The organism is Xanthomonas sp. XNM01 (assembly GCF_014851915.1).
Classification (GTDB): Bacteria; Pseudomonadota; Gammaproteobacteria; order Xanthomonadales; family Xanthomonadaceae; genus Pseudoxanthomonas.
This window is the reverse complement of sequence record NZ_JACVAP010000002.1, coordinates 144,629-168,046: the sequence shown is the minus strand read 5'-3', so window position 1 is coordinate 168,046 and position 23,418 is coordinate 144,629. Positions and strand designations below refer to the sequence as shown.

21 protein-coding genes and 5 tRNA genes are annotated in these 23,418 nt (G+C 70.0%); 20 read left to right on the top strand and 6 right to left on the bottom strand.

Annotated elements, in window-relative coordinates; translation table 11 throughout:
* Positions 1-53: 53 nt before the first annotated feature.
* Both clpP and tig read right to left on the bottom strand, forming a co-directional pair.
* Positions 54-683: an ATP-dependent Clp endopeptidase proteolytic subunit ClpP gene (clpP, locus tag IB242_RS08315; protein WP_192278071.1), complete on the bottom strand. Its 630-nt coding sequence runs from the start codon at positions 681-683 to the stop codon at positions 54-56.
* Positions 684-792: 109 nt separating this feature from the next.
* A complete protein-coding gene (gene tig, locus IB242_RS08310; RefSeq protein WP_192278069.1) occupies positions 793-2,088 on the bottom strand; it encodes a trigger factor in 1,296 nt (431 codons plus the stop codon).
* 254 nt (positions 2,089-2,342) lie between these two features.
* Between tig and IB242_RS08305 the strand changes: the two genes are divergently transcribed.
* The 6 genes from IB242_RS08305 (at position 2,343) to IB242_RS08280 (ending at position 3,998) form a co-directional block, all read left to right on the top strand.
* Positions 2,343-2,419: transfer RNA gene (locus IB242_RS08305), tRNA-Pro, on the top strand.
* 37 nt (positions 2,420-2,456) lie between these two features.
* Positions 2,457-2,533: transfer RNA gene (locus IB242_RS08300), tRNA-Arg, on the top strand.
* A gap of 40 nt (positions 2,534-2,573) precedes the next feature.
* A tRNA-His gene (locus IB242_RS08295) sits at positions 2,574-2,650 on the top strand.
* A 79-nt stretch (positions 2,651-2,729) separates the two neighbouring features.
* Positions 2,730-2,805, top strand: a tRNA-Lys gene (locus IB242_RS08290).
* A gap of 131 nt (positions 2,806-2,936) precedes the next feature.
* Positions 2,937-3,022 (top strand) — tRNA-Leu (locus tag IB242_RS08285).
* A 211-nt stretch (positions 3,023-3,233) separates the two neighbouring features.
* Entirely contained in the window at positions 3,234-3,998 is a 765-nt protein-coding gene (locus tag IB242_RS08280; RefSeq protein WP_192278067.1) for a Bax inhibitor-1/YccA family protein, read from the top strand.
* Positions 3,999-4,355: 357 nt separating this feature from the next.
* Here IB242_RS08280 and IB242_RS08275 read toward each other — a convergent pair whose 3' ends face one another.
* From IB242_RS08275 to grxC, 3 genes are all read right to left on the bottom strand, one after another.
* Positions 4,356-5,360 (bottom strand): isocitrate dehydrogenase, encoded by a 1,005-nt coding sequence (locus IB242_RS08275; protein WP_192278065.1) that lies wholly within the window; start codon positions 5,358-5,360, stop codon positions 4,356-4,358.
* 212 nt (positions 5,361-5,572) lie between these two features.
* On the bottom strand, positions 5,573-5,974 hold the full coding sequence (locus IB242_RS08270) for a carboxymuconolactone decarboxylase family protein (RefSeq protein WP_192278063.1): 402 nt from the start codon (positions 5,972-5,974) through the stop codon (positions 5,573-5,575).
* Positions 5,971-6,291, bottom strand: a complete 321-nt coding sequence (gene grxC / locus IB242_RS08265; RefSeq protein ID WP_225540432.1) for a glutaredoxin 3 — start codon at positions 6,289-6,291, stop codon at positions 5,971-5,973. Before grxC ends, IB242_RS08270 begins: the two co-directional genes overlap by 4 nt.
* A gap of 118 nt (positions 6,292-6,409) precedes the next feature.
* Between grxC and IB242_RS08260 the strand changes: the two genes are divergently transcribed.
* The 6 genes from IB242_RS08260 (at position 6,410) to IB242_RS08235 (ending at position 16,438) form a co-directional block, all read left to right on the top strand.
* On the top strand, positions 6,410-8,056 hold the full coding sequence (locus tag IB242_RS08260; protein WP_225540353.1) for a M48 family metalloprotease: 1,647 nt from the start codon (positions 6,410-6,412) through the stop codon (positions 8,054-8,056).
* A 510-nt stretch (positions 8,057-8,566) separates the two neighbouring features.
* Complete coding sequence (gene phoB, locus IB242_RS08255) at positions 8,567-9,256, top strand: phosphate regulon transcriptional regulator PhoB (protein ID WP_192278059.1); 690 nt, start codon at positions 8,567-8,569, stop codon at positions 9,254-9,256.
* Positions 9,257-9,356: 100 nt separating this feature from the next.
* Positions 9,357-10,688 carry a phosphate regulon sensor histidine kinase PhoR gene (gene phoR, locus IB242_RS08250; protein ID WP_192279217.1) on the top strand — a complete coding sequence of 444 codons (1,332 nt, stop codon included), beginning with the start codon at positions 9,357-9,359 and terminating at the stop codon, positions 10,686-10,688.
* A 74-nt stretch (positions 10,689-10,762) separates the two neighbouring features.
* Complete coding sequence (ppk1, locus tag IB242_RS08245) at positions 10,763-12,883, top strand: polyphosphate kinase 1 (protein WP_192278057.1); 2,121 nt, start codon at positions 10,763-10,765, stop codon at positions 12,881-12,883.
* Between the two features lie 54 nt (positions 12,884-12,937).
* Complete coding sequence (ppx, locus tag IB242_RS08240) at positions 12,938-14,464, top strand: exopolyphosphatase (RefSeq protein WP_192278055.1); 1,527 nt, start codon at positions 12,938-12,940, stop codon at positions 14,462-14,464.
* A gap of 261 nt (positions 14,465-14,725) precedes the next feature.
* A complete protein-coding gene (locus IB242_RS08235) occupies positions 14,726-16,438 on the top strand; it encodes a VWA domain-containing protein (RefSeq protein WP_192278053.1) in 1,713 nt (570 codons plus the stop codon).
* Positions 16,439-17,396: 958 nt separating this feature from the next.
* On the opposite strand, the gene purT is transcribed toward IB242_RS08235, so the two are convergent.
* The gene (gene purT, locus IB242_RS08230; RefSeq protein WP_192278051.1) at positions 17,397-18,584 is read right to left on the bottom strand and encodes a formate-dependent phosphoribosylglycinamide formyltransferase; all 1,188 of its coding nucleotides are present in this window, start codon (positions 18,582-18,584) and stop codon (positions 17,397-17,399) included.
* 337 nt (positions 18,585-18,921) lie between these two features.
* Between purT and IB242_RS08225 the strand changes: the two genes are divergently transcribed.
* From IB242_RS08225 to IB242_RS08190, 8 genes are all read left to right on the top strand, one after another.
* Complete coding sequence (locus IB242_RS08225) at positions 18,922-19,806, top strand: SPFH domain-containing protein (RefSeq protein WP_192278049.1); 885 nt, start codon at positions 18,922-18,924, stop codon at positions 19,804-19,806.
* A gap of 12 nt (positions 19,807-19,818) precedes the next feature.
* Complete coding sequence (locus tag IB242_RS08220; protein ID WP_192278047.1) at positions 19,819-20,103, top strand: hypothetical protein; 285 nt, start codon at positions 19,819-19,821, stop codon at positions 20,101-20,103.
* Positions 20,100-20,291, top strand: coding sequence for an Arc family DNA binding domain-containing protein (locus IB242_RS08215; RefSeq protein WP_192278045.1), 192 nt, complete (start codon positions 20,100-20,102; stop codon positions 20,289-20,291). The genes IB242_RS08220 and IB242_RS08215 overlap by 4 nt, the downstream gene beginning before the upstream one ends.
* A complete protein-coding gene (locus IB242_RS08210; protein WP_192278043.1) occupies positions 20,291-21,088 on the top strand; it encodes an alpha/beta hydrolase in 798 nt (265 codons plus the stop codon). Before IB242_RS08215 ends, IB242_RS08210 begins: the two co-directional genes overlap by 1 nt.
* Positions 21,085-21,264, top strand: a complete 180-nt coding sequence (locus IB242_RS08205; RefSeq protein WP_192278041.1) for a DUF4177 domain-containing protein — start codon at positions 21,085-21,087, stop codon at positions 21,262-21,264. The genes IB242_RS08210 and IB242_RS08205 overlap by 4 nt, the downstream gene beginning before the upstream one ends.
* Before the next feature lie 196 nt (positions 21,265-21,460).
* Positions 21,461-22,198, top strand: coding sequence for a CPBP family glutamic-type intramembrane protease (locus IB242_RS20835; protein WP_192278039.1), 738 nt, complete (start codon positions 21,461-21,463; stop codon positions 22,196-22,198).
* Positions 22,195-22,764 carry a hypothetical protein gene (locus IB242_RS08195; RefSeq protein WP_192278037.1) on the top strand — a complete coding sequence of 190 codons (570 nt, stop codon included), beginning with the start codon at positions 22,195-22,197 and terminating at the stop codon, positions 22,762-22,764. The genes IB242_RS20835 and IB242_RS08195 overlap by 4 nt, the downstream gene beginning before the upstream one ends.
* Positions 22,765-22,812: 48 nt before the next feature.
* Complete coding sequence (locus IB242_RS08190) at positions 22,813-23,406, top strand: hypothetical protein (RefSeq protein WP_192278035.1); 594 nt, start codon at positions 22,813-22,815, stop codon at positions 23,404-23,406.
* Positions 23,407-23,418: the final 12 nt, after the last annotated feature.

The window sequence follows — 23,418 nt, the reverse complement described above, 5'->3', positions numbered from 1 at the left end:
CAGCGTGACGGGGCGCCATCCGGCAGCTCGTCCGCAAGATGGATGCCGCGATGTCAGCCGGCCTGGATGGTCTCGTCAGGACGACGCTCCAGCACCTGGTCGACCAGACCGTAGGCCTGGGCCTCGGCGGCGCTCTTGAAGTTGTCGCGCTCGGTGTCGCGGGCGATGGTCTCGATGCTCTGGCCGGTGTGGTGGGCGAGGATCTCGTTCAGGCGCGCGCGCATGCTGAGGATCTCGCGCGCGTGGATGTCGATGTCGGTGGCCTGGCCCTGGAAGCCGCCCAGCGGCTGGTGGATCATCACCCGCGAGTTCGGCAGCGCGTAACGCTTGCCGGCCGCACCTGCCGACAGCAGCACCGCGCCCATCGAGGCCGCCTGGCCGACGCAGATCGTGCTCACGTCCGGCTTGATGTACTGCATGGTGTCGTAGATCGCCATGCCCGCGGTGACCAGGCCACCGGGCGAGTTGATGTACAGGCTGATGTCCTTCTCGGGGTTCTCGGCCTCGAGGAACAGCATCTGCGCGATGATCACGTTGGCCACGTGGTCTTCGACCGGGCCGACGAGGAAGATCACCCGCTCCTTGAGCAGGCGCGAATAGATGTCGTAGGCGCGCTCGCCGCGGCTGGTCTGCTCGACCACCATCGGCACCAGGTTCAGGGCTTGGGTCGGAATCATGCTCATCGGTGCTTGCGCCTCTGCAAAGTTCAGATTGGGCCCGGCGCGGGCGCGCCGGATTCCCGCAGCGCCATGGCGCACCACCCCGGAGGGTCATGCGCCACGGCGGCCGCCATCATCCGCGGATCGCTTCCTGGAACGACAGCGGGGTTTCGGTGTGCTGGGCGCGCTCGGCGATCCAGTCGATCACCTGCTCTTCCATCACGCGCCCCTGCAGGCCGGACATGAGCTGGGGGTCGTTGCGGTACATCTCAATGACCTGTTCCGGCTCTTCGTAGGTCGAGGCGATCAGGCGCAGCGTCTCGTTCAGGCGCTTGGGGTCCAGCCGCAGCTCATTGCGACGGGCGACCTCGCCCACCAGCAGGCCGGCCAGGACGCGCTTGCGCGCCGGCTCGATGAACTGCTGGTGCGCATTGGCCGGGGGCTGGCCGGGGTCGCGGCCGCCACGGCGGATCTGCTCGATCTGCTGGGCCAGCATGCCGCGGGCCTCGTTCTCGACCAGGCGCGGCGGCAGCTCCACGTGGGCGTAGGTGGACACCAGCTGCTCGCCGACTTCGCGGCGCAGGCGGCCCATCAGCGCCCCCTTGAGCTCGCGCTCCAGGTTGGTGCGGATGTCGGCGCGGAACTGCTCGACGTTGCCACCCTTCACACCAAAGCTCTTGATGAAGGCCGCATCGACCTCCGGCAGCACCGGCTCGGAGACCTGCGACAGGGTGACGTGCACCTTGGCGGTCTTGCCGGCCAGCTGGGTCTGGCGCCAGTTGGACGGGAATTCGACGTCGACCGCGCTCTCGGTGCCGACAACCAGGCCGATCAGGGCCTGCTCCAGCGCCGGCAGCACGCCGCCGGAGCCGATCACGGTGTTGACCTTGTCGGTGCCTTCGGCCGGCAGGCGCTCGCCATCGGCCTCGCTCCAGGCTTCGCCCGACACCAGATCGCCATCCTGTGCCGCGCGGTCGACCTTGTTCCAGGTCCGGCGCTGCAGGCGCAGATTCTCGATCATCTGGTCGATGTCGGCGTCGGTGACCTCGGCCACGTGGCGGACCACGCTCAGCTTGGCCACGTCGATGTCGCCGAAGTCCGGCACCACCTCGAAAGTCGCCACGAAGTCCAGCTCGCCTTCGCCGCTGCGGTCGATCTGCGGGTTGCCGGCCAGCTGCAGCGCGTTCTCGCGCACCGCCGAATCGAAGGTCTGCCGCAGCAGGCCGTTCAGCACCTCGGCCTTGACCTGCTCGCCGAAGCGCTGCTCGATCACCTTGGTCGGGACCTTGCCTGGCCGGAAGCCCTTGATGCGCGCGGTGCGCGCGATCTCGCGCAGGCGGCCGCTGACACCGTCTTCCAGCTGCTCTGCCGGCAGGCTGAAATTCATGCGACGTTCGAGGTTGCCGGTGGATTCGACAGAGACTTGCATGGTGTACGTGCTCCTGCTGCCGGGCGCCTGCCTCGGCCTGTGACGGTTGGACGGTGATGGAACGCGAGCCGGAAACCCACGCGGGCACCGGCGGAACGCGCTAGTTTGGCCGATCGGCGCCCACCGCGCCAGCCTGACGCAAACATCCCATTGACAGCCCCTGCGGCGATCCACACAATAGCCGGCCTTCCCGGGGCTCAGGCTTCGGGAAGCAGGGCTCAGGCGAGTCTCTGGGCAGCCTGGCCCGGCAACACCGGGGTATAGCGCAGTCTGGTAGCGCGCCTGCTTTGGGAGCAGGATGTCGGGGGTTCGAATCCCTCTACCCCGACCATCCGCCGCCAGGCGGTCGCAGCGACTTTCAAGGTTGTGCGCCCGTAGCTCAACCGGATAGAGCACCGGCCTTCTAAGCCGGCGGTTGCAGGTTCGAGTCCTGCCGGGCGCGCCAGTGGGGCTCCGGCGGAACAGGTGGTTTTGCAGTATCGGTGGTGGCTGTAGCTCAGTTGGTTAGAGTACTGGATTGTGATTCCAGTGGTCGGGGGTTCGAATCCCCTCAGCCACCCCACCCTTTCAGACTCGATCTTTTTTCGATCGAGGGGTTGCCAGGACAGCAGAACCTGCTAGAATGCGCAGCCTAAGTTTCAGGGCCGTTAGCTCAGTTGGTAGAGCAGTTGACTCTTAATCAATAGGTCCAAGGTTCGAATCCTTGACGGCCCACCAGAAACAGAAAAACGCCCGGTTCGCCGGGCGTTTTTCGTTGTGTCCATCCGCGTCGCCAGGATAGGACGGATGCGGCATGCGACCTCGCGGCAGCCGACACGCGCCGTCCGGTTGGTTAGAATGCGCGACCTGCGAAAGTGGCGGAATTGGTAGACGCACTGGATTTAGGTTCCAGCGGGTAACCCCCGTGCGGGTTCGAGTCCCGCCTTTCGCACCAGCGCCGCTCGAAGCGCCCGCTGGATGACGGCATGCCGCCGCCCTTGTCCGCCCCGCGGCCGGCGTGCCGCTCCCGCCCACTCCTGCTGCCCACGTGCCTGCCGACTCGTCCGGCCAGCCGCCCTGCAACGTCGGGGCCAGGGTTCACCGGAAGCCGCCGTCAGGGCCGTGTATCCTGTCCGTTCATCAGGTCACACACGAAAAGGACGCCCATGCGCAGCGCCAATCCGGCCCTCAAGGAATCCACCTTCCTCGATCTCGGCAGCGGGACCGTCGTCACCGGCGGCGACACCGAGGTCATGACCCTCAACGGCACCGTCAACCGCACCGGCATCCTGCTGCTGCTGTGCGTGCTGACCGCGGCGTTCGCCTGGAGCCAGACGATCACCCCGACCGGCGAGATCGCGCCCGGCTCGGCGATCTATCTGTGGGGCGGCCTGATCGGCGGCCTGGTGCTGTCGCTCGTCACGATCTTCAAGAAGACCTGGGCGCCGGTCACCGCGCCGCTGTACGCGCTGGTCGAAGGCTTCTTCCTCGGCGCGATCTCGGCGATCTTCGACGCGCGTTTCGACGGCATCGTGTTCCAGGCCGTGGTGCTGACCTTCGGCACGCTGTTCGCGATGCTGTTCGCCTATCGCAGCGGCCTGATCAAGGCCACCGAGAACTTCAAGATGGGCGTGGTCGCCGCGACCGGCGGCATCTTCCTGGTCTATCTGGCGACGCTGGTGCTGGGCCTGTTCGGTGTGAACGTGCCCTACATCCACGAGTCGGGCCTGATCGGAATCGGCTTCAGCCTGTTCGTGGTGGTCATCGCCGCGCTGAACCTGGTGCTGGATTTCGACTTCATCGAGTCGGGCGTGCAGGCGCGCGCACCGAAGTACATGGAGTGGTACGGCGCGTTCGGCCTGATGGTCACCCTGGTGTGGCTGTACATCGAGTTCCTGCGCCTGCTGGCCAAGCTGCAGTCGCGCGACTGACGGTCGCCGCCTCATCGATCCGGAGCGGGCGCCCCAGGGCGCCCGTTTTCGTTTGCGCCTGCGCGCTCCCTTCCCCGTCCAGTCCATGCGGCCGGGACCAGAGCGAAGCCCTCGCCAGACGTGCCCCGGCCGTCACGGAGGCCGCCGGCAACCGGGCCCCACGTGAGAAGAGCGCCTCGCCGCCAGAGAAGACGCTGGCGGGCGACCGTCATCGTGTCGGAACCGGCAGCATCGCAGCACACCCCCAACGGCATCCGCAGCAGGCCCAGCTGATGCCGAGGTGCGCCGCGCGCACGAAAACAGAACGGGGCGCCGAAGCGCCCCGTTCCGATCAGCCCGCGATGTCCGGCAGCGGCCTCAGAGGCGGCTGGCGATCGCGTTGGCGAACGCCATCGTGGTACCGGTGCCGCCCAGGTCGCCGGTCAGCGAGTCCTTGGCTTCCATGGTCGCCACGATGGCCTTGCGCAGGCGCTCGGCGTTTTCCGGCTGGCCGATGTGGTCCAGCATCTGCGCGGCCGCCAGCAGCAGCGCGCAGGGGTTGGCCTTGCCCTGGCCGGCGATGTCCGGCGCGGTGCCGTGCACGGCTTCGAAGATCGCCGCGTTCTCGCCGATGTTGGCGCCCGGGGCCAGGCCCAGGCCGCCGACCAGGCCGGCGCACAGGTCGGAGATGATGTCGCCGAACAGGTTGGTGGTCACGATGATGTCGAACTGCTCGGGGCGCATCACCAGCTGCATGCAGGTGTTGTCGACGATCATTTCCTGGAACTCAATGTCCGGGTACTTGGCCGCCACTTCACGGGCGACGTTCAGGAACAGGCCCGAAGTCGACTTGATGATGTTGGCCTTGTGCACCGCGGTGACCTTCTTGCGGCCGGTGCTGCGGGCCAGCTCGAAGGCGTAGCGCACGATGCGCTCGGAGCCCTTGCGGGTGATGCGGGTGCCGGAAAACGCGGTCTCGCCGTCGGCCGACACTTCCTGGCCTTCGGCCAGGTAGGCGCCCTCGGTGTTCTCGCGCACCGTGATCAGGTTGACGTTGTCGAAGCGCGCCTTGGTGTTCGGGAAGGTGTGCGCCGGGCGGACGTTGGCGTACAGGTCGAAGTGCCGGCGCAGGCTGACGTTGATCGAGGTGAAGCCGCCACCGACCGGCGTGGTCAGCGGGCTCTTCAGCGCCACCTTGTTGCGCGCGATCGAATCCAGGGTCACCGGGGGCATCAGGTCGCCGTGCTTCTCCAGCGCGGCCAGGCCGGCGTCGGCGTCCTCGTACTCCAGGCCGGTATCGAGCTTGGACAGCACGTGCAGGGTCGCGTCCATGATCTCCGGGCCGATGCCATCGCCGCGGATGACCGTGATTTTCTGCGTCATGGAATGTGTTTTCCGGAACGGGCGCACACCCTCGGAACGGGGGCGGCGCAGGGGGAATGGGAGCAAAGCAGTGGTGAAATTATGCCCGATCGCCGGTACTGGCCCCAAATCGACCTTTGGAGGGGGGCCGGATGGGCGCCGTCGGCTGGCGCCATCGCCCGTGGACATGCGCCGGCGGCGCAGACACCAGACCGGCGTCCAGCCGCGGGACGTCAGCCGTGGTCGTGCCCGGGCGCGGCCACCGGCGCACCGCCCGTTTCGAGCTGGTCCAGGAAATCGACCGCGCGGCGCAGGTGCGGGATCACGATCGAGCCGCCGACGACCAGGCCGACCGAGAAGGTCTCGAAGAATTCCTCGCGGCTCACCCCGGCCTCCTTGCACTGGGCCACGTGGTAGCTGATGCAGTCGTCGCAGCGCAGCACCAGCGAGGCGACCAGGCCCAGCAGCTCCTTGGTCTTCACGTCCAGCGCGCCGGCCTGGTAGGTCTGGGTGTCGAGCGCGAAGAAGCGCCGCACCACCTGGTTGGGCTCGGCCAGGATCCGCTGGTTCATCCGCTGGCGGAACTCGGTGAAGGCGGCGACGCGGTCCTGCTCGCCCTGGTCCGAAGCGCTCATGCCTGGCTCCCCTGCCCGTCCAGCAGCGGCAGCAGCCCGCCAGCGCGGTGCAGCGCGATCATGTCGTCGTAGCCGCCGACGTGGGTGTCGCCGACGAAGATCTGCGGCACGCTGGTGCGGCGCGCCCTGGCGAGCATCTTCTCGCGCTCGGCCGGATCCAGGTCGATGCGGATCTCGGTCCACTCGCGGCCCTGGCTCTTGAGGAAGTTCTTGGCCGCCACGCAGTACGGGCAGATGGCGGTCGAGTAGATGGTGATGGTCGGGGCGGTGCTGTCTGTCACGGGAAACTCCACAGGACAATCGAGGTCTATCGGCATATGGTAGCGGCCGGGCCTGTGATCGACCGTCGTTGCCGGAACACTGCGGATTAACCGTCGATTCACCCGCCCGCCACAGGCCGCCGGCATGCTGCGGCCCTCCATGGAGTCTCCCCCGTTGCGCCGACTGCTGCTTGCCGCCGCCATCGCCCTGGTCCTCCCGGCAGCGCAGGCGCCGGCACAGGACGAACCGCGCCTGCCCGACATCGGCTCCTCGGCCGGCGAACTGCTGACCCCGGCGCGCCAGGACGAATACGGCGCGATGATGCTGCGCGAGCTGCGCAACTACGGCTACCTGCTGGACGACCCGCTGCTGGCCGACTGGCTGCAGACGATGGGCGACCGGCTCGGCTCCAACAGCGACCGCCCCGAGCAGAAGTACACATTCTTCATGCTCAAGGACCGGCAGATCAACGCCTTCGCCACCCTGGGCGGCTACATCGGCATGAACGCCGGCCTGGTGCTGACCGCCGAGCGCGAGGACGAGGTCGCCGCGGTGCTCTCGCACGAGATCGCCCACGTGACCCAGCAGCATGTGCTGCGCGGGGTCGAGCGCGCCCAGCGCGACCAGGTCCCGATCCTGCTCGGCATGCTGGCGGCCATCGTCGCCGCGCAGGCGGCCGGCGGCAGTTCGTCGGGCGAGGCGACCCAGGCGGCGATCGCCAGCGGCATGGGCCTGATCCAGCAGAACCAGATCAACTACACCCGCTCCAACGAGTCCGAGGCCGACCGCATCGGCATCCGCACGCTGTCGCGCAGCGGTTACGACGTCGATGCGATGGCCGGCTTCTTCCAGCGCATGTCGTTCGCGATGCGCGGCAACCAGGGCGGCTACAGCGCGCCCGACTACCTGCGCACCCACCCGGTCAACACCACCCGCGTCAGCGAAGCCAAGCAGCGCGCCGAACAGATCCGGCGCGAGCGCGGCACGGTGGCGGCCAGCACGTCGGTCGATGGCGGTCCGGCACGGGTGGAGGACATCCCGCGCACGCCGCCGGTGGACGTGGGGCCCGGCCGCAGCAACCCGCTGCTGCCACGCGGCCTGGCCCCGGGCAGCGTGCCGGTCACCTTCGCCGACGAGCACGACGACCGGTTCGGCTGGGCCCAGGAACGCCTGCGCGCGCTGACCGCCAACACGCCCGACGCGGCCATCCGCGAGTACGAGGACCTGCGCCGCGGCAGCGGCACGCTCAGCGACAGCCAGCGTTACGGTCTGGCGCTGGCGCGGATGCAGCGCGAGCCGGCAGCCGCGGCGACCGAGCTGGCCAGACTGCTGCAGGAGCACCCCGGCAACCTGTGGGTGGAGCTGGCGCTGGCCGAATCCAGCGCGCGCGCCGGACGCGCCGGCGACGCCAACCAGCGCTTCGACGCATTGCTGCGCCGCCTGCCCGGCAACCGCGCGGTCGGCCTGAGCTATGCGCGCAGCCTGGTCGAACAGGGCGGCACCGAGGCCGGACGCCGGGCGCAGGAGGTACTGCGCCCGTTGATCGGCCGCGGCAACGACGATCCGGTGTTCCAGCAGACCTATGCACGCGCCTGCGAACTGGCCGGCGACACCGTGCGCGCCGGCGAGGCCTTCGCCGAGGCGGCGTTCCTCAACGGGCGGCCGGAGCAGGCCCTGATCCAGCTGGAAAACCTGAAGAAGCAGGGCAACCTGGATTACGTGGCCCGGGCCCGCATCGATGCGCGGATCGCCACCATCACCCCGACCGTGCTGGAACTGCGCCGTCAAGGCGTCCGCGACCCGGACATGCAGCGTCGCTGAGCCGGACGGACGTCGCCCGGGTCGCAGGTGGCGGCCGGGCGGCCGACCGTCGGCGGGATGAGCACCGCGACAGCCAGAGTGGCGCGTGGTCCGCAGCCGCGGGCCACACGGGCGGCGATGGGCGGCATCACCACCTGGCGGCATCGATCCGCCCTTCCGCCAGCGCCCTGCCATCCAGCGCCCCGGCTCCATCCCGTCGGCGCACTTTCCGGCTGCGGCACCCGGCCGCAGGCCCGTCCCGCCACGGGAGCGCTGCTTCGCCGCACCGCGTCCGGCCTCGATACTCCGCGGGGCGTGCCGCGCAGAGGCGCCAGGATGGGCCCGCCCGATGCTCCCCGACCGCGGCCGCGGCTCCACGCCGCACCCTCAGGAGTGCCGGCACCGCCGGCTGCTCCAGCCGGCGCCAACGCCTGCGCGGATCGTGTCGACACGGCTCCGGACCGCGTCACCGAATGGTCACAAAACGGTAGTCTAATCAGCGCACCCCCCAAGCCGTGCCGGTACCCACACGTGCAGAAGCACATCCTCATCGTCGATGACGAACCCGCGATCCGTGACATGGTGGCCTTCGCGTTGCGCAAGGGCGATTTCGCACCGATCCACGCCGGCGACGCACGCGAGGCGCAGGCGGCCATCGCCGACCGCGTCCCCGACCTGATCCTGCTCGACTGGATGCTGCCGGGCACGAGCGGTCTGGACCTGGCACGACGCTGGCGGCGCGAGGCGCTGACCCGCGAAGTGCCGATCATCATGCTCACCGCGCGCGGCGAGGAGAACGACCGCGTCGGCGGCCTGGAAGCCGGCGTCGACGACTACGTGGTCAAGCCGTTCTCCGCGCGCGAACTGCTGGCGCGGATCCGCGCGGTGATGCGCCGCGCCCGCGAGGACGACGAGGACGGCAGCGTGGCGGTCGGCGCGCTGCGCATCGATGGCGCCGCGCATCGGGTGTTCGCCGGTGACGCGCCGGTGCCGATCGGGCCGACCGAATACCGCCTGCTGCATTTCTTCATGACCCACCCCGACCGCGTCTACAGCCGCGCGCAGCTGCTGGACCACGTCTGGGGCGGCAGCGTCTACGTCGAGGAGCGCACGATCGACGTCCACATCCGCCGCCTGCGCAAGACGCTCGAGCCGTTCGCGGTGGACGGCATGGTGCAGACCGTGCGCGGCGCCGGCTACCGCTTCTCGGCGGCGGCCTGAGCCGGGGCCGGACGGGACGGGCCCGCGCATGGATCCTTCGCCTCCTTCCGGCCGGGCCGGCCTGCGTCCGCTGCTCGGCGACGAGCGACGCACCGAGCACATGCCACCGCACCTGCGGTCGGCCTGGTGGAAGACCCTGTCCATGCTGTTCCTGCTGCTGGCCGGCGCCACCCTGGCCGGCATCCTCGTCGGCCATGTCGGCGCGGTGCTGGCAGCGACCGCGCTGGCTATCCTCGCCTGGCACTACTGGCGCCTGCGCCGGGTCCTGCTCGGCCTGACCGCGCGCCGGCGCTGGGAGCCGGCCCGCGGCCGCGGCGCCTGGAACGAACTGGACCGTCTGCTGCACCGCAGCCAGTCGGAAATGCGCGCGCGCAAGCGGCGCCTGCTGGACATGCTCCGCGCCTACCGTGCCGCCGCCGCGGCGCTGCCCGATGCGGTGGTCGTGGTCGACCGCAACACCCAGCGCGTGCTGTGGTTCAACAAGGCCGCCACCGACCTGCTCGGCCTGTCCTATCCGCGCGACCTGGGCGCCTCGGTGGTCGAACGCCTGCAGCCGCTGCCGCTGGCGCGCTGGCTGGCAGCCGGCCGCAATGCCGAGCCGATGCTGGATGCGGCCTCGCCCAGCGACGACCGGCTGCGCCTGAACCTGCGCCTGATCCCCTACTCCGAGGACTACTGGCTGCTGGTGGCGCGCGACGTCAGCAAGCTGCTGCGGCTGGAGCAGATGCGCCGCGACTTCGTCGCCAACGTCTCGCATGAACTGCGCACGCCGCTGACCGTCGTCCACGGCTACCTGGACATGCTCGACCCGGAGGACGTGCCGGAGTGGGAGCCGATGCTGGCCGAGATGCGCAAGCAGTCGCAGCGCATGACCCAGCTGGTCGAGGACCTGCTGGCGCTGTCACGGCTGGAGTCGCGCGACAGCCTGCCCGACGAGACCGTGGCGATGGCGCCGATGCTGGCCACGCTGCGCCGCGAGGCCGAGGCCTTCAGCCAGAACCGTCACACCATCGAGGTCCGCGACGAAGCCGGCTGCGACCTCACCGGCTCGATCAAGGAACTGCACAGCGCGTTCTCCAACCTGGTCACCAACGCGGTCCGCTACACCCCGGCCGGCGGCACGGTGACGGTCACCTTCGCCCGCGAGCCCGACGGGGGTGCGGTGCTGTCGGTGCGCGACACCGGCTACGGCATTCCCGAGGCGCACATCCCGCGCCTGACCGAACGCTTCTACCGCGTTTCCAGCAGCCGCTCGCGCGAGAGCGGCGGTACCGGCCTGGGCCTGTCGATCGTCAAGCACGTGCTGGGCCTGCACCAGGCGCGGCTGCGGATCGAGAGCCAGGTCGGCCAGGGCAGCACCTTCGCCTGCCACTTCGGTGCCGAGCGGATCCGCCCGCGCCACGAAGAAGACCTTGCCGAGAGCCTGCCATGACGCCGACACGACGCCACACGCGGGCCACCGGCCGCGCGCAGCCCACCCCGCCCTCCCAGACGGATGCCTCCGCCATGGAACACGACAGCGTTCTTCCCGCCGCCGACACCGGCGCTCCTCCGGCCGGCGCCGGCGAAGGACCCTCGCTGCGCGATCCGGCGCTGTATCTGAACCGCGAACTGGGGCAGCTGGATTTCAACTTCCGCGTGCTGGCGCAGGCGCAGGATCCGCAGGTGCCGCTGCTGGAGCGGCTGCGCTTCCTGTGCATCTCCTGCACCAACCTCGACGAGTTCTTCGAGATCCGTGCGGCCACCGTGCGCCACGCGCTCGACTTCGGCCTGCCGGCCGCGCCGGACGGCATCGCCCCGGCGCAGCTGCTGGATGCGATCCACGACCGCGCCGCCACGCTGGTCGACGCGCAGTACCGCTGCTGGAACGAGGTCCTGCGCCCGGCCCTGGACGAGGCCGGCATCGGCATCCTCAGCCGGCGCAGCTGGAACGCACGCCAGCGCCGCTGGCTGCGCGCCTACTTCCGCAACAAGGTCATGCCGGTGCTCTCGCCGCTGGGCCTGGACCCGTCGCACCCGTTCCCGCGCATCCTCAACAAGTCGCTGAACGTGGTGGTGGTGCTGGAAGGACGCGATGCGTTCGGCCGCGCCGGCCACCTGGCGATCGTGCGCGCGCCACGCTCGCTCAGCCGCATCGTCGAGCTGCCGCGCAGCGTGTCGGGCAAGGACCGGCAGGAGTTCGTGCTGCTGTCCTCGATGCTGTCGGCCTTCGTCGACGAGCTGTTCCCGGGCATGACCGTCCGCGGCGCCTACCAGTTCCGGGTGACCCGCAATTCCGAGCTGGTGGTGGACGAGGACGAGGTCGAAAACCTGGCCTCGGCGCTGCGCAGCGAACTGGTCGGCCGCGGCTACCGGCCGGCGGTGCGGCTGGAGATCGCGCACGACTGCCCCAAGCCGATCGTGCAGAGCCTGCTGCAGAACTTCGAACTGGGCGAGAACGCGGTCTACTACATCGATGGCCCGGTGAACCTCAACCGGGTGATCCAGGTCAACGACCTGGTCGCGCGGCCGGAATTGAAGTACCCGCCGTTCACGCCGCGCAACGGGCTGGAGGACGAGGCGATCTTCCAGCGCGTCGCCCGTGGCGACGTGCTGTTGCACCACCCGTTCGACAGCTTCAGCGGCGTGCTCGCGCTGCTCTCCCAGGCCGCGTCCGATCCCGACGTGCTGGCGATCAAGCAGACCCTGTACCGCACCGGCAAGGACTCGGCGATCGTCGAGGCGCTGGTGCAGGCCGCGCGCAACGGCAAGGACGTGACCGTGGTGGTCGAGCTGCGCGCGCGCTTCGACGAGGACGCCAACCTCGGCGTCGCCGACCGCCTGCAGGAAGCCGGCGTGCAGGTCGTCTACGGCGTGGTCGGCTACAAGACCCACGCCAAGATGCTGCTGATCGTGCGCCGCGAGGGCCGTCGCCTGCGCCGCTACGTGCACCTGGGCACCGGCAACTACCACAGCGGCACCGCGCGCGCCTACACCGACCTGAGCCTGATCACCGCCGACGCCGACATCGGCAACGACGTGCACATGCTGTTCCAGCAGCTGTCCGGGCTGGCGCCGTCGACCCGCCTCAAGCGCCTGCTGCAGTCGCCGTTCACCCTGCACAGCGGGATCCTGCAGCGGATCGAACGCGAGACCCGCCTGGCCGAGGCTGGGCGCCCGGCGCGGATCGTGGCCAAGATGAACGCGCTCAACGAGCCGCAGGTGATCCGCGCGCTGTACCGCGCCTCGCAGGCCGGCGTATCGATCGACCTGATCGTGCGCGGCGCCTGCACGCTGCGCCCCGGCGTGCCCGGCGTGTCGGACAACATCCGCGTGCGCTCGATCGTCGGCCGCTTCCTCGAGCACAGCCGCATCTACTGGTTCGGCAACGACGGCGCACCCGAGCTGTACTGCGCCAGCGCCGACTGGCTCGAGCGCAACCTGCTGCGGCGCGTGGAAACCTGCTTCCCGGTGCTCGACCCGGCGCTGGCCGAGCGCATCTTCCGCGAAGGCCTGCAGAACTACCTCGACGACAACCTCAACGCCTGGGAGCTGGGCGGCGACGGGCGCTACCGCAAGCTGGCGCCGGTGGACGGCCAGGCGCCGCATGCGGCGCAGCTGCAGCTGCTCGGCACGCTGCGCCCCTGACGCCCTTCACGCAGACGGAACGGACGGGCGGGCGCTTCCGCTAAGATTCGCGCCATGCCTTATTCCTCACCGCATCACCCACCGGTCCAGGACGGCGAGCTGCTGGCCGCCATCGATCTGGGCTCCAACAGCTTCCACATGGTCCTGGCCCAGCATTCGATGGGCCAGCTGCGGGTGGTCGACCGGCTGCGCGAAACCGTGCGCATGGCCGACGGCCTGGATACCCGCGGTGGCCTGTCCGCACCGGCCCGGCAACGCGCGCTCGAATGCCTGGCCCGCTTCGGCCAGCGCCTGCGCGGCGTGCCGCCGCTGCGCGTGCGCGCGCTGGCGACCAACACCGTACGCCGTCTGCGCGATCCTCAGGCGTTCCTGCGTGCGGCCGAAACCGAGCTGGGTTATCCGATCGAAGTGGTCTCCGGCCGCGAAGAGGCGCGCCTGATCTATCTGGGCGTCGCCCATGCGCAACCGCCCAAGCCCGGCCAGCTGCGCCTGGTGATCGACATCGGCGGCGGCTCGACCGAGTTCATCATCGGCCGCGGTTTCGAGCCGATCGAGCGCGAGAGCCTGCAAGCCGGCTGCATCGCCAGCACTCAGCGCTTCTTCCCCAACGGCAAGCTGTCGCGCAAGAAGTGGAAGGATGCGCTGACCGAGATCAGCGCCGAGTTCCAGCAGTTCGCCGGCCTGTACCGCGCGCTGGGCTGGCACGAGGCGGTCGGCTCCTCCGGCACCCACAAGGCCATCGGCGAGATCTGCGCGGCGATGAAGCTGACCAAGGGCGCGATCACCGCCGAGGCGCTGCCGCAGTTGCGCGACCGCCTGCTGCAGGCGCGCAGCATCGACCAGATCGACCTGCCCGGCCTGTCCAGCGAGCGCCGGCCGATCATCGCCGGTGGCGTGCTGGTGCTGGAGGCCGCCTTCCAGGCGCTGGGCCTGCAGAAGCTGATCGTCAGCAAGGCCGCGATGCGCGAGGGCATCCTCTACGACATGCTCGGCCGCGGCGGCGGCAACGATCCGCGCGATGCCTCGGTGCAGTCGCTGATCCGCCGCTACGGCATCGACGAGGCGCAGGCCGCGCGCGTGGAGGCCACCTTGCTGCGCCTGTTCGAGCAGGTCGCCGAGGCCTGGGCGATGGACGACGACGATGCGCACATGCTCGGCTGGGCCGCGCGCCTGCACGAGCTGGGCCTGACCATCGCCCACAGCCAGTACCACGTGCACGGCGCCTACATCGTGGAGCACTCGGACATCGCCGGCTTCTCGCGCCAGGAACAGCAGGTGCTGGCGGCGCTGGTGCGCACGCACCGCCGCAACGTGCCCAAGACCGCCTTCGACGCCCTGCCCGACCGCCTGCTGCTGTCGGCCCGGCGCAAGGCCGCGCTGCTGCGGCTGGCGGTGCTGTTGCACCGCTCGCACGACAACGACCCGATCCCGCGCCTGGACCTGACCGTGGACGGCAACCGGCTCGACCTGGTGCTGGACCGCGACTGGGCCGAAGCGCGGCCGCTGCTGCGTGCCGACCTGATCGGCGAGAAGGAGGGCATGCCCGGCCTGGGCATGCACTTCCAGCCGCTGGTGCTGTAACCGGAGAATGCTCCCGGCCCCGGCCCCGGGGCCGGCCTTGGGCCGGGCAGGAACGTGTTGCCGGCGTACCTGCGAAGGGCCGGCGCTGCGCTCCGGTGCTGGTCCGGCAGCATGGCGGCATCGGCTGCCGCCGCTGACGCTCGACGTGCGGCGGCGCGGCCCGCCGCGCAGATCCTGCGGACCGCCAGCCACGCGAAGTTCCTTCAACCCCATCCGCTCCGGTGGCGCGTTCTTCCGTGCGTCCCTTCCCGGAGCCATCCCATGCGCCACCCGATCCTGACGCTGCTCGCCGCCGCCTGCATCACCCTGCTCGCCGCCTGCCAGACGCCGGCCGGCGAGCCGAGAACGCAGGCTGCCATGGAGGCGGAGGCCGCGTCCGACGCCGCCTACAAACTGCATGCCGCCCCGCCTCCGCCTCCGCCGCCGGCACCGATGGCGGTCGCGGTCCGCGCCTCGGCGCCGGCCGCCGGACAGCTCATGCGCAGCGCCTACATGCCGCAGCTCGCCGCGCCCCCGCGTCCGCCGGTGAACACCGAACGCTACGACCGCCCCGATGACAACCCGGTCCAGCGCGCCAGCGAAACACCGGTGTCCACGTTCTCGATCGACGTCGATACCGGCAGCTACGCCAACGTGCGGCGCATGCTGCGCCAGGGCGTGCGCCCGCCGGCAGACGCGGTGCGGGTCGAGGAATTCCTCAACTACTTCGATTACGGCCATCCGGCGCCGGCCGACCGCAGCGTGCCGTTCCGGGTCGGCACCGAACTGGCACCGTCGCCATGGAACGCCAACCGCCAGCTGCTGATGGTCGGCATCAAGGGCTACGACGTGCCGAAGGCGACGATGCCGGCATCGAACCTGGTTCTGCTGATCGACACCTCCGGCTCGATGGACAGCGAGGACAAGCTGCCGCTGCTCAAGCGCGCCTTCGCGCAGCTGGTGCCGCAGCTGCGCGCGCAGGACCGGGTGTCGATCGTGGTCTACGCCGGCTCGGCCGGGCTGGTGCTGGCGCCGACACCGGGCGACCGCCACGCCGAGATCCTGGCCGCGCTCGATCGGCTGCAGGCCGGCGGCAGCACCAATGGCGGCGACGGCATCCGCCTGGCCTATTCGGTCGCACGCGAGGCCTTCATCGAAGGCGGCAGCAACCGGATCCTGCTGGCCACCGATGGCGACTTCAACGTCGGCACGGTCGAACGCGGCACGCTGGAAACCCTGGTCGCCGACCAGCGCCGCTCCGGCATCGCGCTGTCCACGCTCGGCTTCGGCCAGGGCAACTACAACGACGCGATGGCCGAGCGCCTGGCCGACGCCGGCGACGGCGTGCATGCCTACATCGACACCGACCTGGAGGCGCGCAAGGTGCTGGTCGAGCAGATGCAGGCGACCCTGCTGACGATCGCCAACGACGTCAAGATCCAGATCGAGTTCGATCCGGCCCAGGTCGCCGAGTACCGCCTGATCGGCTACGAGAACCGCATGCTGCGCGAGGAGGATTTCGCCAACGACGCGGTCGACGCCGGCGACATCGGCGCCGGCCACCAGGTCACCGCGCTGTACGAGATCGCCCTGGTCGGTTCCGGTGGCGAGCGCCTGCCGGCGCGTCGCTACGGCGCTACCCCCGTCCAGTCCAGTGCGTCGAGCAGCGGCGAGATCGCGCACCTGCGCCTGCGCTACAAGCGCCCCGGCGAGGCGCGCAGCCGCCTGATCGACACCCCGATCCTGCGTAGCGCACTGAGGCGCGAACCCAGCCAGTCCCTGCGGTTCGCCACCGCGGTGGCGGCCTATGCCGACCTGCTCCGCGGCGGCCACAACGTCGAAGGCTGGAGCTGGGACGACGTCGCCGCCACCGCACGTGCCAGCACCGGCGACGATCGCTGGGGGCTGCGCCAGGAGTTCGTGCAGCTGGTCGGCGAAGCGCAGCGGCTGACCACCGCCAGCGACGCGCCCGGTGCGGCCATCGCGGTGGAGTGATCGGCGGACACATCCGCGTGGACCGGCGGGCGGATCGCTCGCCGGTCCGCATGTGGTCATGTCCTCCAACCGGCAGGCACGCCTGCCGACTGCAGTTGCATCTGGCTTTGGCTTTGGCTTTGGCTTTGGCTCTGGCTTTGGCTCTGGCTTTGGCTCTGGCTCTGGCTCTGGCTCTGGCTCTGGCTTTGGCTTGGCTTGGCTTGGCTTGGCTTGGCTTGGCTTGGCTTTCGATCTTGATCCACCCGAGCCGTAAAGCGAGCCGAGCATCGCAGCGGCGATGGGGGCGAAGAGGCCCACGTGTCTGAGCGAAGCCAGTTGTGGGCCGTCCCCATCGAAGCGAGAAGCGCAGGAACCAACCGGCGCAGCCGGTTGGTTTGCGTCCTCTACGGCCCCCTCTTCGGGGCGGCGAAAACGGTTCTGCTTGCTTTTGCCAAGACACAAGTAAGCCGCGCAACAGCGCCGAAGCCGTTGCCTTGAAGCTTGGCGTTGGCTTCAGCGTGTGCTGCTCCGCCTGACAGCAAGCCGAAGCAGAAGCAACAGCGGAGCTTTCGCTCTCCCCGCTGCGCGGGCGGGAGCGAGTCACTTTTCTTTGCTTGTGCAAAGAGAACCAACCAAAAGAAAGCACAGCCGGGACGCGAGCTGCCGCAGCTGCGCCACGCCGGTGCCCTGCGCTTCTCGCAGGAGCGGGGCCTTGTCCCCTTTTCGGGACGGCCCACAACTCGCTTCGCTCAGACACGTGGGCCTCTTCGCCCCGCTCCTGCTGCGATGCTCGGCTCGCTTCACGGCACCGGAAAGTCGAAAGCCGAGCAACAGCAACAGCAACAGCCACGGCTAAAAGCTTAAAAGCAAAAGCAAAAGCAAAGGCGAAGGCGAAGGCGAAGGCGAAGGCGAAGATCGCAGCATCGCCCTTCACCGGACAGCGGGCATCGCCCGCGCCATCCCGGCGCAGGCGCAGCCCTCACTCGGCCAGCGTGATCCCGATCGCCTCGGCCGCCTCGCGCGCCACCGCGCGCGCCGCATCGATGTCGCCGGCCCGCGCCAGGGTCACGCCGACACGGCGATGGCCTTCGACGCGCGGCTTGCCGAACAGACGCAGCGCGGTGTCCGGCACCTGCAGCGCGGCGGCCACGTTGGAGAACACCGGCACGCCGTGGCCATGCGCCAGCAGCGCGCAGGAGGCGGACGGGCCGTTCTGGCGGATGGTCGGGATCGGCAGGCCCAGGATCGCGCGCGCATGCAGGGCGAACTGCGGCAGTTCCTGCGAGACCAGGGTGACCAGGCCGGTGTCGTGCGGGCGTGGCGAGACTTCCGAGAACCAGACCTCGTCGCCCTTCACGAACAGCTCGACACCGAACACGCCCCAGCCGCCGAGGTCGTCGGTGATCGCGCGGGCGATGGCCTGTGCGCGCTCCAGCGCCTTCGGCGACATCGGCTGCGGCTGCCAGCTCTCGCGGTAGTCGCCATCGCGCTGCAGGTGGCCGATCGGCTCGCAGAACGCCGTGCCGGCCGCATGCCGCACGGTCAGCAGGGTGATCTCGTAATCGAAGTCGATGAAGCCCTCGACGATGCAGCGGCCGGCGCCGGCGCGGCCGCCGGTCTGCGCGTACTCCCAGGCCGCGTCGACCTGCCCGGCCTCGCGCACCGTGCTCTGGCCCTTGCCCGAGGACGACATCACCGGCTTGACCACGCACGGCAGGCCGACCGCGGCGATCGCCGCGCGGTACTCCTCGACGGTGTCGACGAAGCGGTACGGCGAGGTCGGCAGGCCCAGAGTCTCGGCGGCCAGGCGGCGGATGCCCTCGCGGTCCATCGTCAGCCGCGCGGCACGCGCGGTCGGGATCACCTTCTGCCCGTGCTCCTGCTCCAGCTGGACCAGCGTCTCGGTATGGATCGCCTCGATCTCCGGCACGATCAGGTGCGGCTTCTCCTTCGCGATCAGCGCGCGCAGGGCGAAGGTGTCGAGCATGTCCAGCACATGGCTGCGATGCGCGACCTGCATCGCCGGCGCATCGGCATAACGGTCGGCGGCGATGACCTCGACACCGAAGCGCTGCAGTTCCAGCGCCACTTCCTTGCCCAGTTCGCCAGAACCGAGCAGCAGGACGCGGGTGGCATGGGGCGAGAGCGGCGTACCGAGCTGGGTCATGGCGGGGATCCTGGCGAAAGGCCGTCATTCTAGGGCCTGGCTTCCGTTCACGGCGTGCAATCAGGCGGCGTTCCGGCGAGACCGGCGACCGGCACCACACGCCTGGGCCGGCCAGCGGCCGGCGCGCGCGATGCGCCCGCCCTCGTCGGCGCATGGCAAGCGGCTCGCATGTCTTTCCGCCCGCAGCCTTCGCAGATTCCTGTACGCGCCTGCGCGCCGCCCGACATCCGCCGGTCCGGTCATCCAGCCCGCTCGTTCCCGCGCCGGCAGCCGACCGGCGGCACTTGACGCATGATATCAAATTGATATCTTTCAATCCAACTCACGGAGACGCGCCATGAAAGAGCAGCCCATCGGTTCCCTGCCCGGCATTCCCCTGATCGGCGCGACGGTCGTCGCAGCGGCCGTCGGCGTCTGGCTGTTCCGCAGCGGGGTGGTGAGCATGGCCCAGGGCGGCGGCGCGACCGCCACGGCCCTGGTCGTCGCCAGCCTGATCATCGGCATCCTGCCGCTGGCGGCGCTGACCGGCCTGTACACGATCCAGCCCAACCAGGCCGCGGTGCTGAGCCTGTTCGGCAAGTACACCGGCACGGTCAAGGAGAGCGGCCTGCGCTGGAACAACCCCTTCTATTCCAAGCGCAAGGTCAGCCAGCGCGTGCGCAACTTCGAGAGCGGCAAGCTCAAGGTCAACGAGCTGGACGGCAGCCCGATCGAGATCGCCGCGGTGATCGTCTGGCAGGTGGTCGATGCATCGGAAGCGGTGTTCAACGTCGACGACTACGAGAGCTTCGTCCACATCCAGTCCGAAGCGGCGCTGCGCGCGATGGCCTCCAGCTATCCCTACGATCAGCACGACGAGGGCCAGATCGCGCTGCGCAGCCACCCGCAGGAAATCTCCGAACACCTGCAGGCGCAGATCGCCGAGCGCCTGGGCACCGCCGGCGTGCAGGTGATCGAGGCGCGCATCAGCCACCTCGCCTACGCCCCGGAGATCGCCCAGGCGATGCTGCAGCGGCAGCAGGCCAATGCCGTGATCGCCGCGCGCACGCGGATCGTCGCCGGCGCGGTCGGCATGGTCGAGATGGCGCTGGCCGAGCTGCAGAAGAACGATGTCGTGCAGCTCGACGAGGAGCGCAAGGCGCAGATGGTCAGCAACCTGCTGGTGGTGCTGTGCGGCGACCGCGGCACCCAGCCGATCGTCAACGCCGGCTCGCTGTACTGACGGGCACGCACGATGGATGCACTCGTTCCCCTGCTGCTCGCCCTCTCCGGCCTGCCCGCGCTCGGCGTCGCCGGCTGGACCCTGCGCAACGACGACGCCCGCTCACGCGGCCTCGCCCTGCGCTGGGCCCTGATCGGCCTGTCCATCCTGATCGGCGCCATCGCTCTGTACTGGGCCGGCGCCGACCGCACCGCGGTCAACTGGGTGATCGGCGTGCTGGTGGTCGCGGTCAACGCTCTGGCGATCTCGATGCTGCTGTTCCTGCGCCGCGGCGGCAGGCCGGGACCGCGCCGGTGACCGGCAAGCCGGACAAGAAGGCCTATCCGCTGCGGATCAGCGCCGAGGTGATCAACGCGGCCCAGCGCTGGGCCGACGACGAGCTGCGCAGCCTCAACGCGCAGATCGAATACGTGCTGCGCGACGCCCTGCGCAAGGCCGGCCGGCTGCCGAAGCCCGGCAGCGAGGACGATTCACGGGAGGCGTGATGCGCACGTTCCTGCGTCGGCTCCATGCCATCTGGTGGCGCTGCGGGCTGCTGGCGTTCGTGGTGTTCACCGCCTGGTGCCTGATCGCCTACCGCGCGTCGGCCGATGGCCGCGCCGCCGCGGTCGCCGATGCGACCGTCGCCGTCGAACGCACCGCCACCGGCTGGAACTTCATCCCGCGCGCGCAGGCCCCGCAGCCGGTCGGCCTGCTGTTCTTCAGCGGCGCGCTGGTCGATACGCGCGCCTATGCACCATTGGCCAGGCACCTGGCCCAGACAGGGACGCCGGTCGCGGTGATCGCCCTGCCGCGACGCGGCGCCTTCGGTGGCGCCGAAGGCGGCGAAGTGCTCGCCCGCGCCGACCAGGTGATGCGTGGCTTTGCCGGTGTCCGCTGCTGGGTCGTCGGCGGGCACTCGCGCGGCGGCGAGGTGGCCTCGCGCATGGCCGCGCGTGGTCTGCCTCCGGTCGCGGGCCTGTTCCTCGCGGGTACCTCGCACCCGCGCGACATCGACCTGTCCGGCCTGCACCTGCCGGTGACCAAGCTGGTGGCATCCAACGACGGACTGGCCTCGCCGGAACGCAACGCGCGCAACCGGCGGCGCCTGCCCGCCTCCACCCATTGGGTCACGCTGGAGGGCGGCAACCATTCCCAGTTCGGCGCCTACGGCTTCCAGCCGGGCGACCGCTTCGCGACACTGCCACGGCAGCAGCAGGCCGCGCTGATCCAGCGCGAGGCCCGCGCCCTGCTCGACCACGCCGGCACCGGACCGGCATGCACCGGAGGATCCATCCAATGACGCAACGCTGGAAGTATCAGGTGATCGAGATCAAACCCGGAATCATGGGCGGCTTCCGCGCCGACACCGTGCAGGAGGAGCTCAGCCGCCAGGGCAGGCTCGGCTGGGAGCTGGTCCAGGTGGTCGCCAACGGGCCGCTGGTGCCGATGATGATGGTGTTCAAGCAACCCGAATGAGGCGCGCGCCATGCTGCACATCGTCCACATGATCGAACGGCGTTCCGGCGCCTGCGCGCCACGCGTGATCCTGGTCGTGGTCGCGCTGGCGCTGGCGGCCGGACTGGCGCTGGCCACGCGCTGACGCCACGACACCGTGCCATCCACCGCGCACTCAGCCACGCTTCCATCCGCACGTGGCGATCTGAAGGTCGCCGTGGCCTGGGGCGTACTCGCCGGGGTGTCGGCCGTCGCGGTGGTGCCGTATGCGGTGCAGGCGATGCCCGCGCGATTCGCCGTGCTGCCGGTGCCGCTGGGCCTGCTCGCCGCGGCACAGGGCGTGCAGACCGCGCTGCTGGTCACCGCCCTGGCCTGGCTGGGGCTGCGCCTGGGCCATCGGGTCGGACTGGGCAGCCCGTTGCTGCAGGCCTGGATCAACGCCCGCCCGCATCCGGGCTGGCGCCGGCAACGCCCCTGGCACGCCGCGCTGCTGGGGGCCGGCACGGCGGCGTTGATCGTGCTGCTGGCCTCGCTGCTGGATCCGATGCTGCCGGATGTGGCGGCCGGCACCAGGCCCTCGCCGCTGGCAGGCTTCCTGGCGGCGTTCTACGGCGGCATCGCCGAAGAGCTGCTGCTGCGCCTGTTCCTGATGACCCTGCTGGTCTGGCTGCTGAGCCGCTTCGGCCGGCAGCGGCCGGGCACCTGGCGGCTGTGGAGCGCGATCGGCCTGGCCGCGCTGCTGTTCGGCCTTGGGCATCTGCCGGCCGCCGCCGCGATCTGGGGGCTGGAACCGGCGGTGGTGGTACGCACCCTGCTGCTCAATGCGGTCGGCGGCCTGGCGTTCGGCTGGCTGTACTGGCGGCGCGGCCTGGAGATGGCCATGCTCGCGCACGTCTGCGCGGATCTGGTGCTGCACGTCCTCATTCCCCTGATCGCCCCTGGAGCCGCGCCATGACCCACACCGACGATCCACGCCTGCAGCTGGCACCGCCACCGGAACGCGCATCGACCTGGCTGTTCCTGCTGTGCGTGCCGCTGCCGGTCGCCATCACCGCCGCCGCGTTGCTGACGGTCCCAGGCGACAGCGCGCAGGTCCTGATCGGCGACAGCCTGCCGCTGACCGTCGCGGTGACGCTGGCGGGCGTGGCTCTGATCAGCCTGGCGGTCTGGTATCCACTCGCCCGTGCCATGCAGCGCCAGCAGCTGCTGCTCACCGACGTTTCACTGCAGCTGCAGTCCACCTTCTACCGCTGCGATGTGCCATTGCGGCAGCTACAGCTGGAGCGCGCACGCGTGATCGATCTGGACGAACATCCGCAACTGCGTCCACGCAAGAGCAACGGGTTCTCGGTGCCCGGGCTGCGCAGCGGCTGGTTCCGCAGCAACGGCCGGCGCACCTTCGTCGCGCTGGCCGATGGCCGCCGCACGCTGTGGATCCCGAGCAGCGGCGGCCACGATCTGCTGATCGAACCGCGCGACCCGCGCGCCCTGCTCGATCGCCTGCGCGCCTCGGCGGCCTGACGACGCTCCCGGCCACGTTCGCCACCATCGACACCGGAGCCGCTCCCCATGCGCGCACGCGACACCTCGCCCAGCCTGGTTCCCGCCGGACCCGAACCGCGGCGCATGCTGTTCCTGCTGACCATGGTCCTGCCACTGGCGATGGTCGCCGCGCATTTCGCCATGGGCCTGCTGGCCGCTCGCCCGATGACGCTGGTGGCCGGCAGCCTGCCACTCACCATCGCCGCCACCGTGCTGGTCGTGGGCATCTTCATGGGTGTGGCCTGGCGGGTGCTGGCGGCGGCGATGGACCGCCAGGCGCTGCGCCTCGACCACACCGCGCTGGAGGTCGATGCAGGTTTCCACCGGACCCGCATGGCGCTGGCCGCGATGCACCTGGACAAGGCGCGCCTGATCGACCTGGACGAACACGTCGAGCTGCTCCCGCGCTTCAAGCGCAAAGCGTTCTCGGTGCCGGGCGGCTTCCGCAGCGGCTGGTACCAGCTGCGCAACAGGCGCAGGGCGTTCGTCGCAACCGGCGAAGGCCGCCAGGTCCTGTGGCTGCCCTGCGACGGCGACCACGACCTGCTGCTGGAAGTCCGCGACCCGCGCACGCTGCTTGCGCAGCTGCGCACGCTGGCAGCCGCATCGCGCCCCGCCTAAGCTGGCACGATG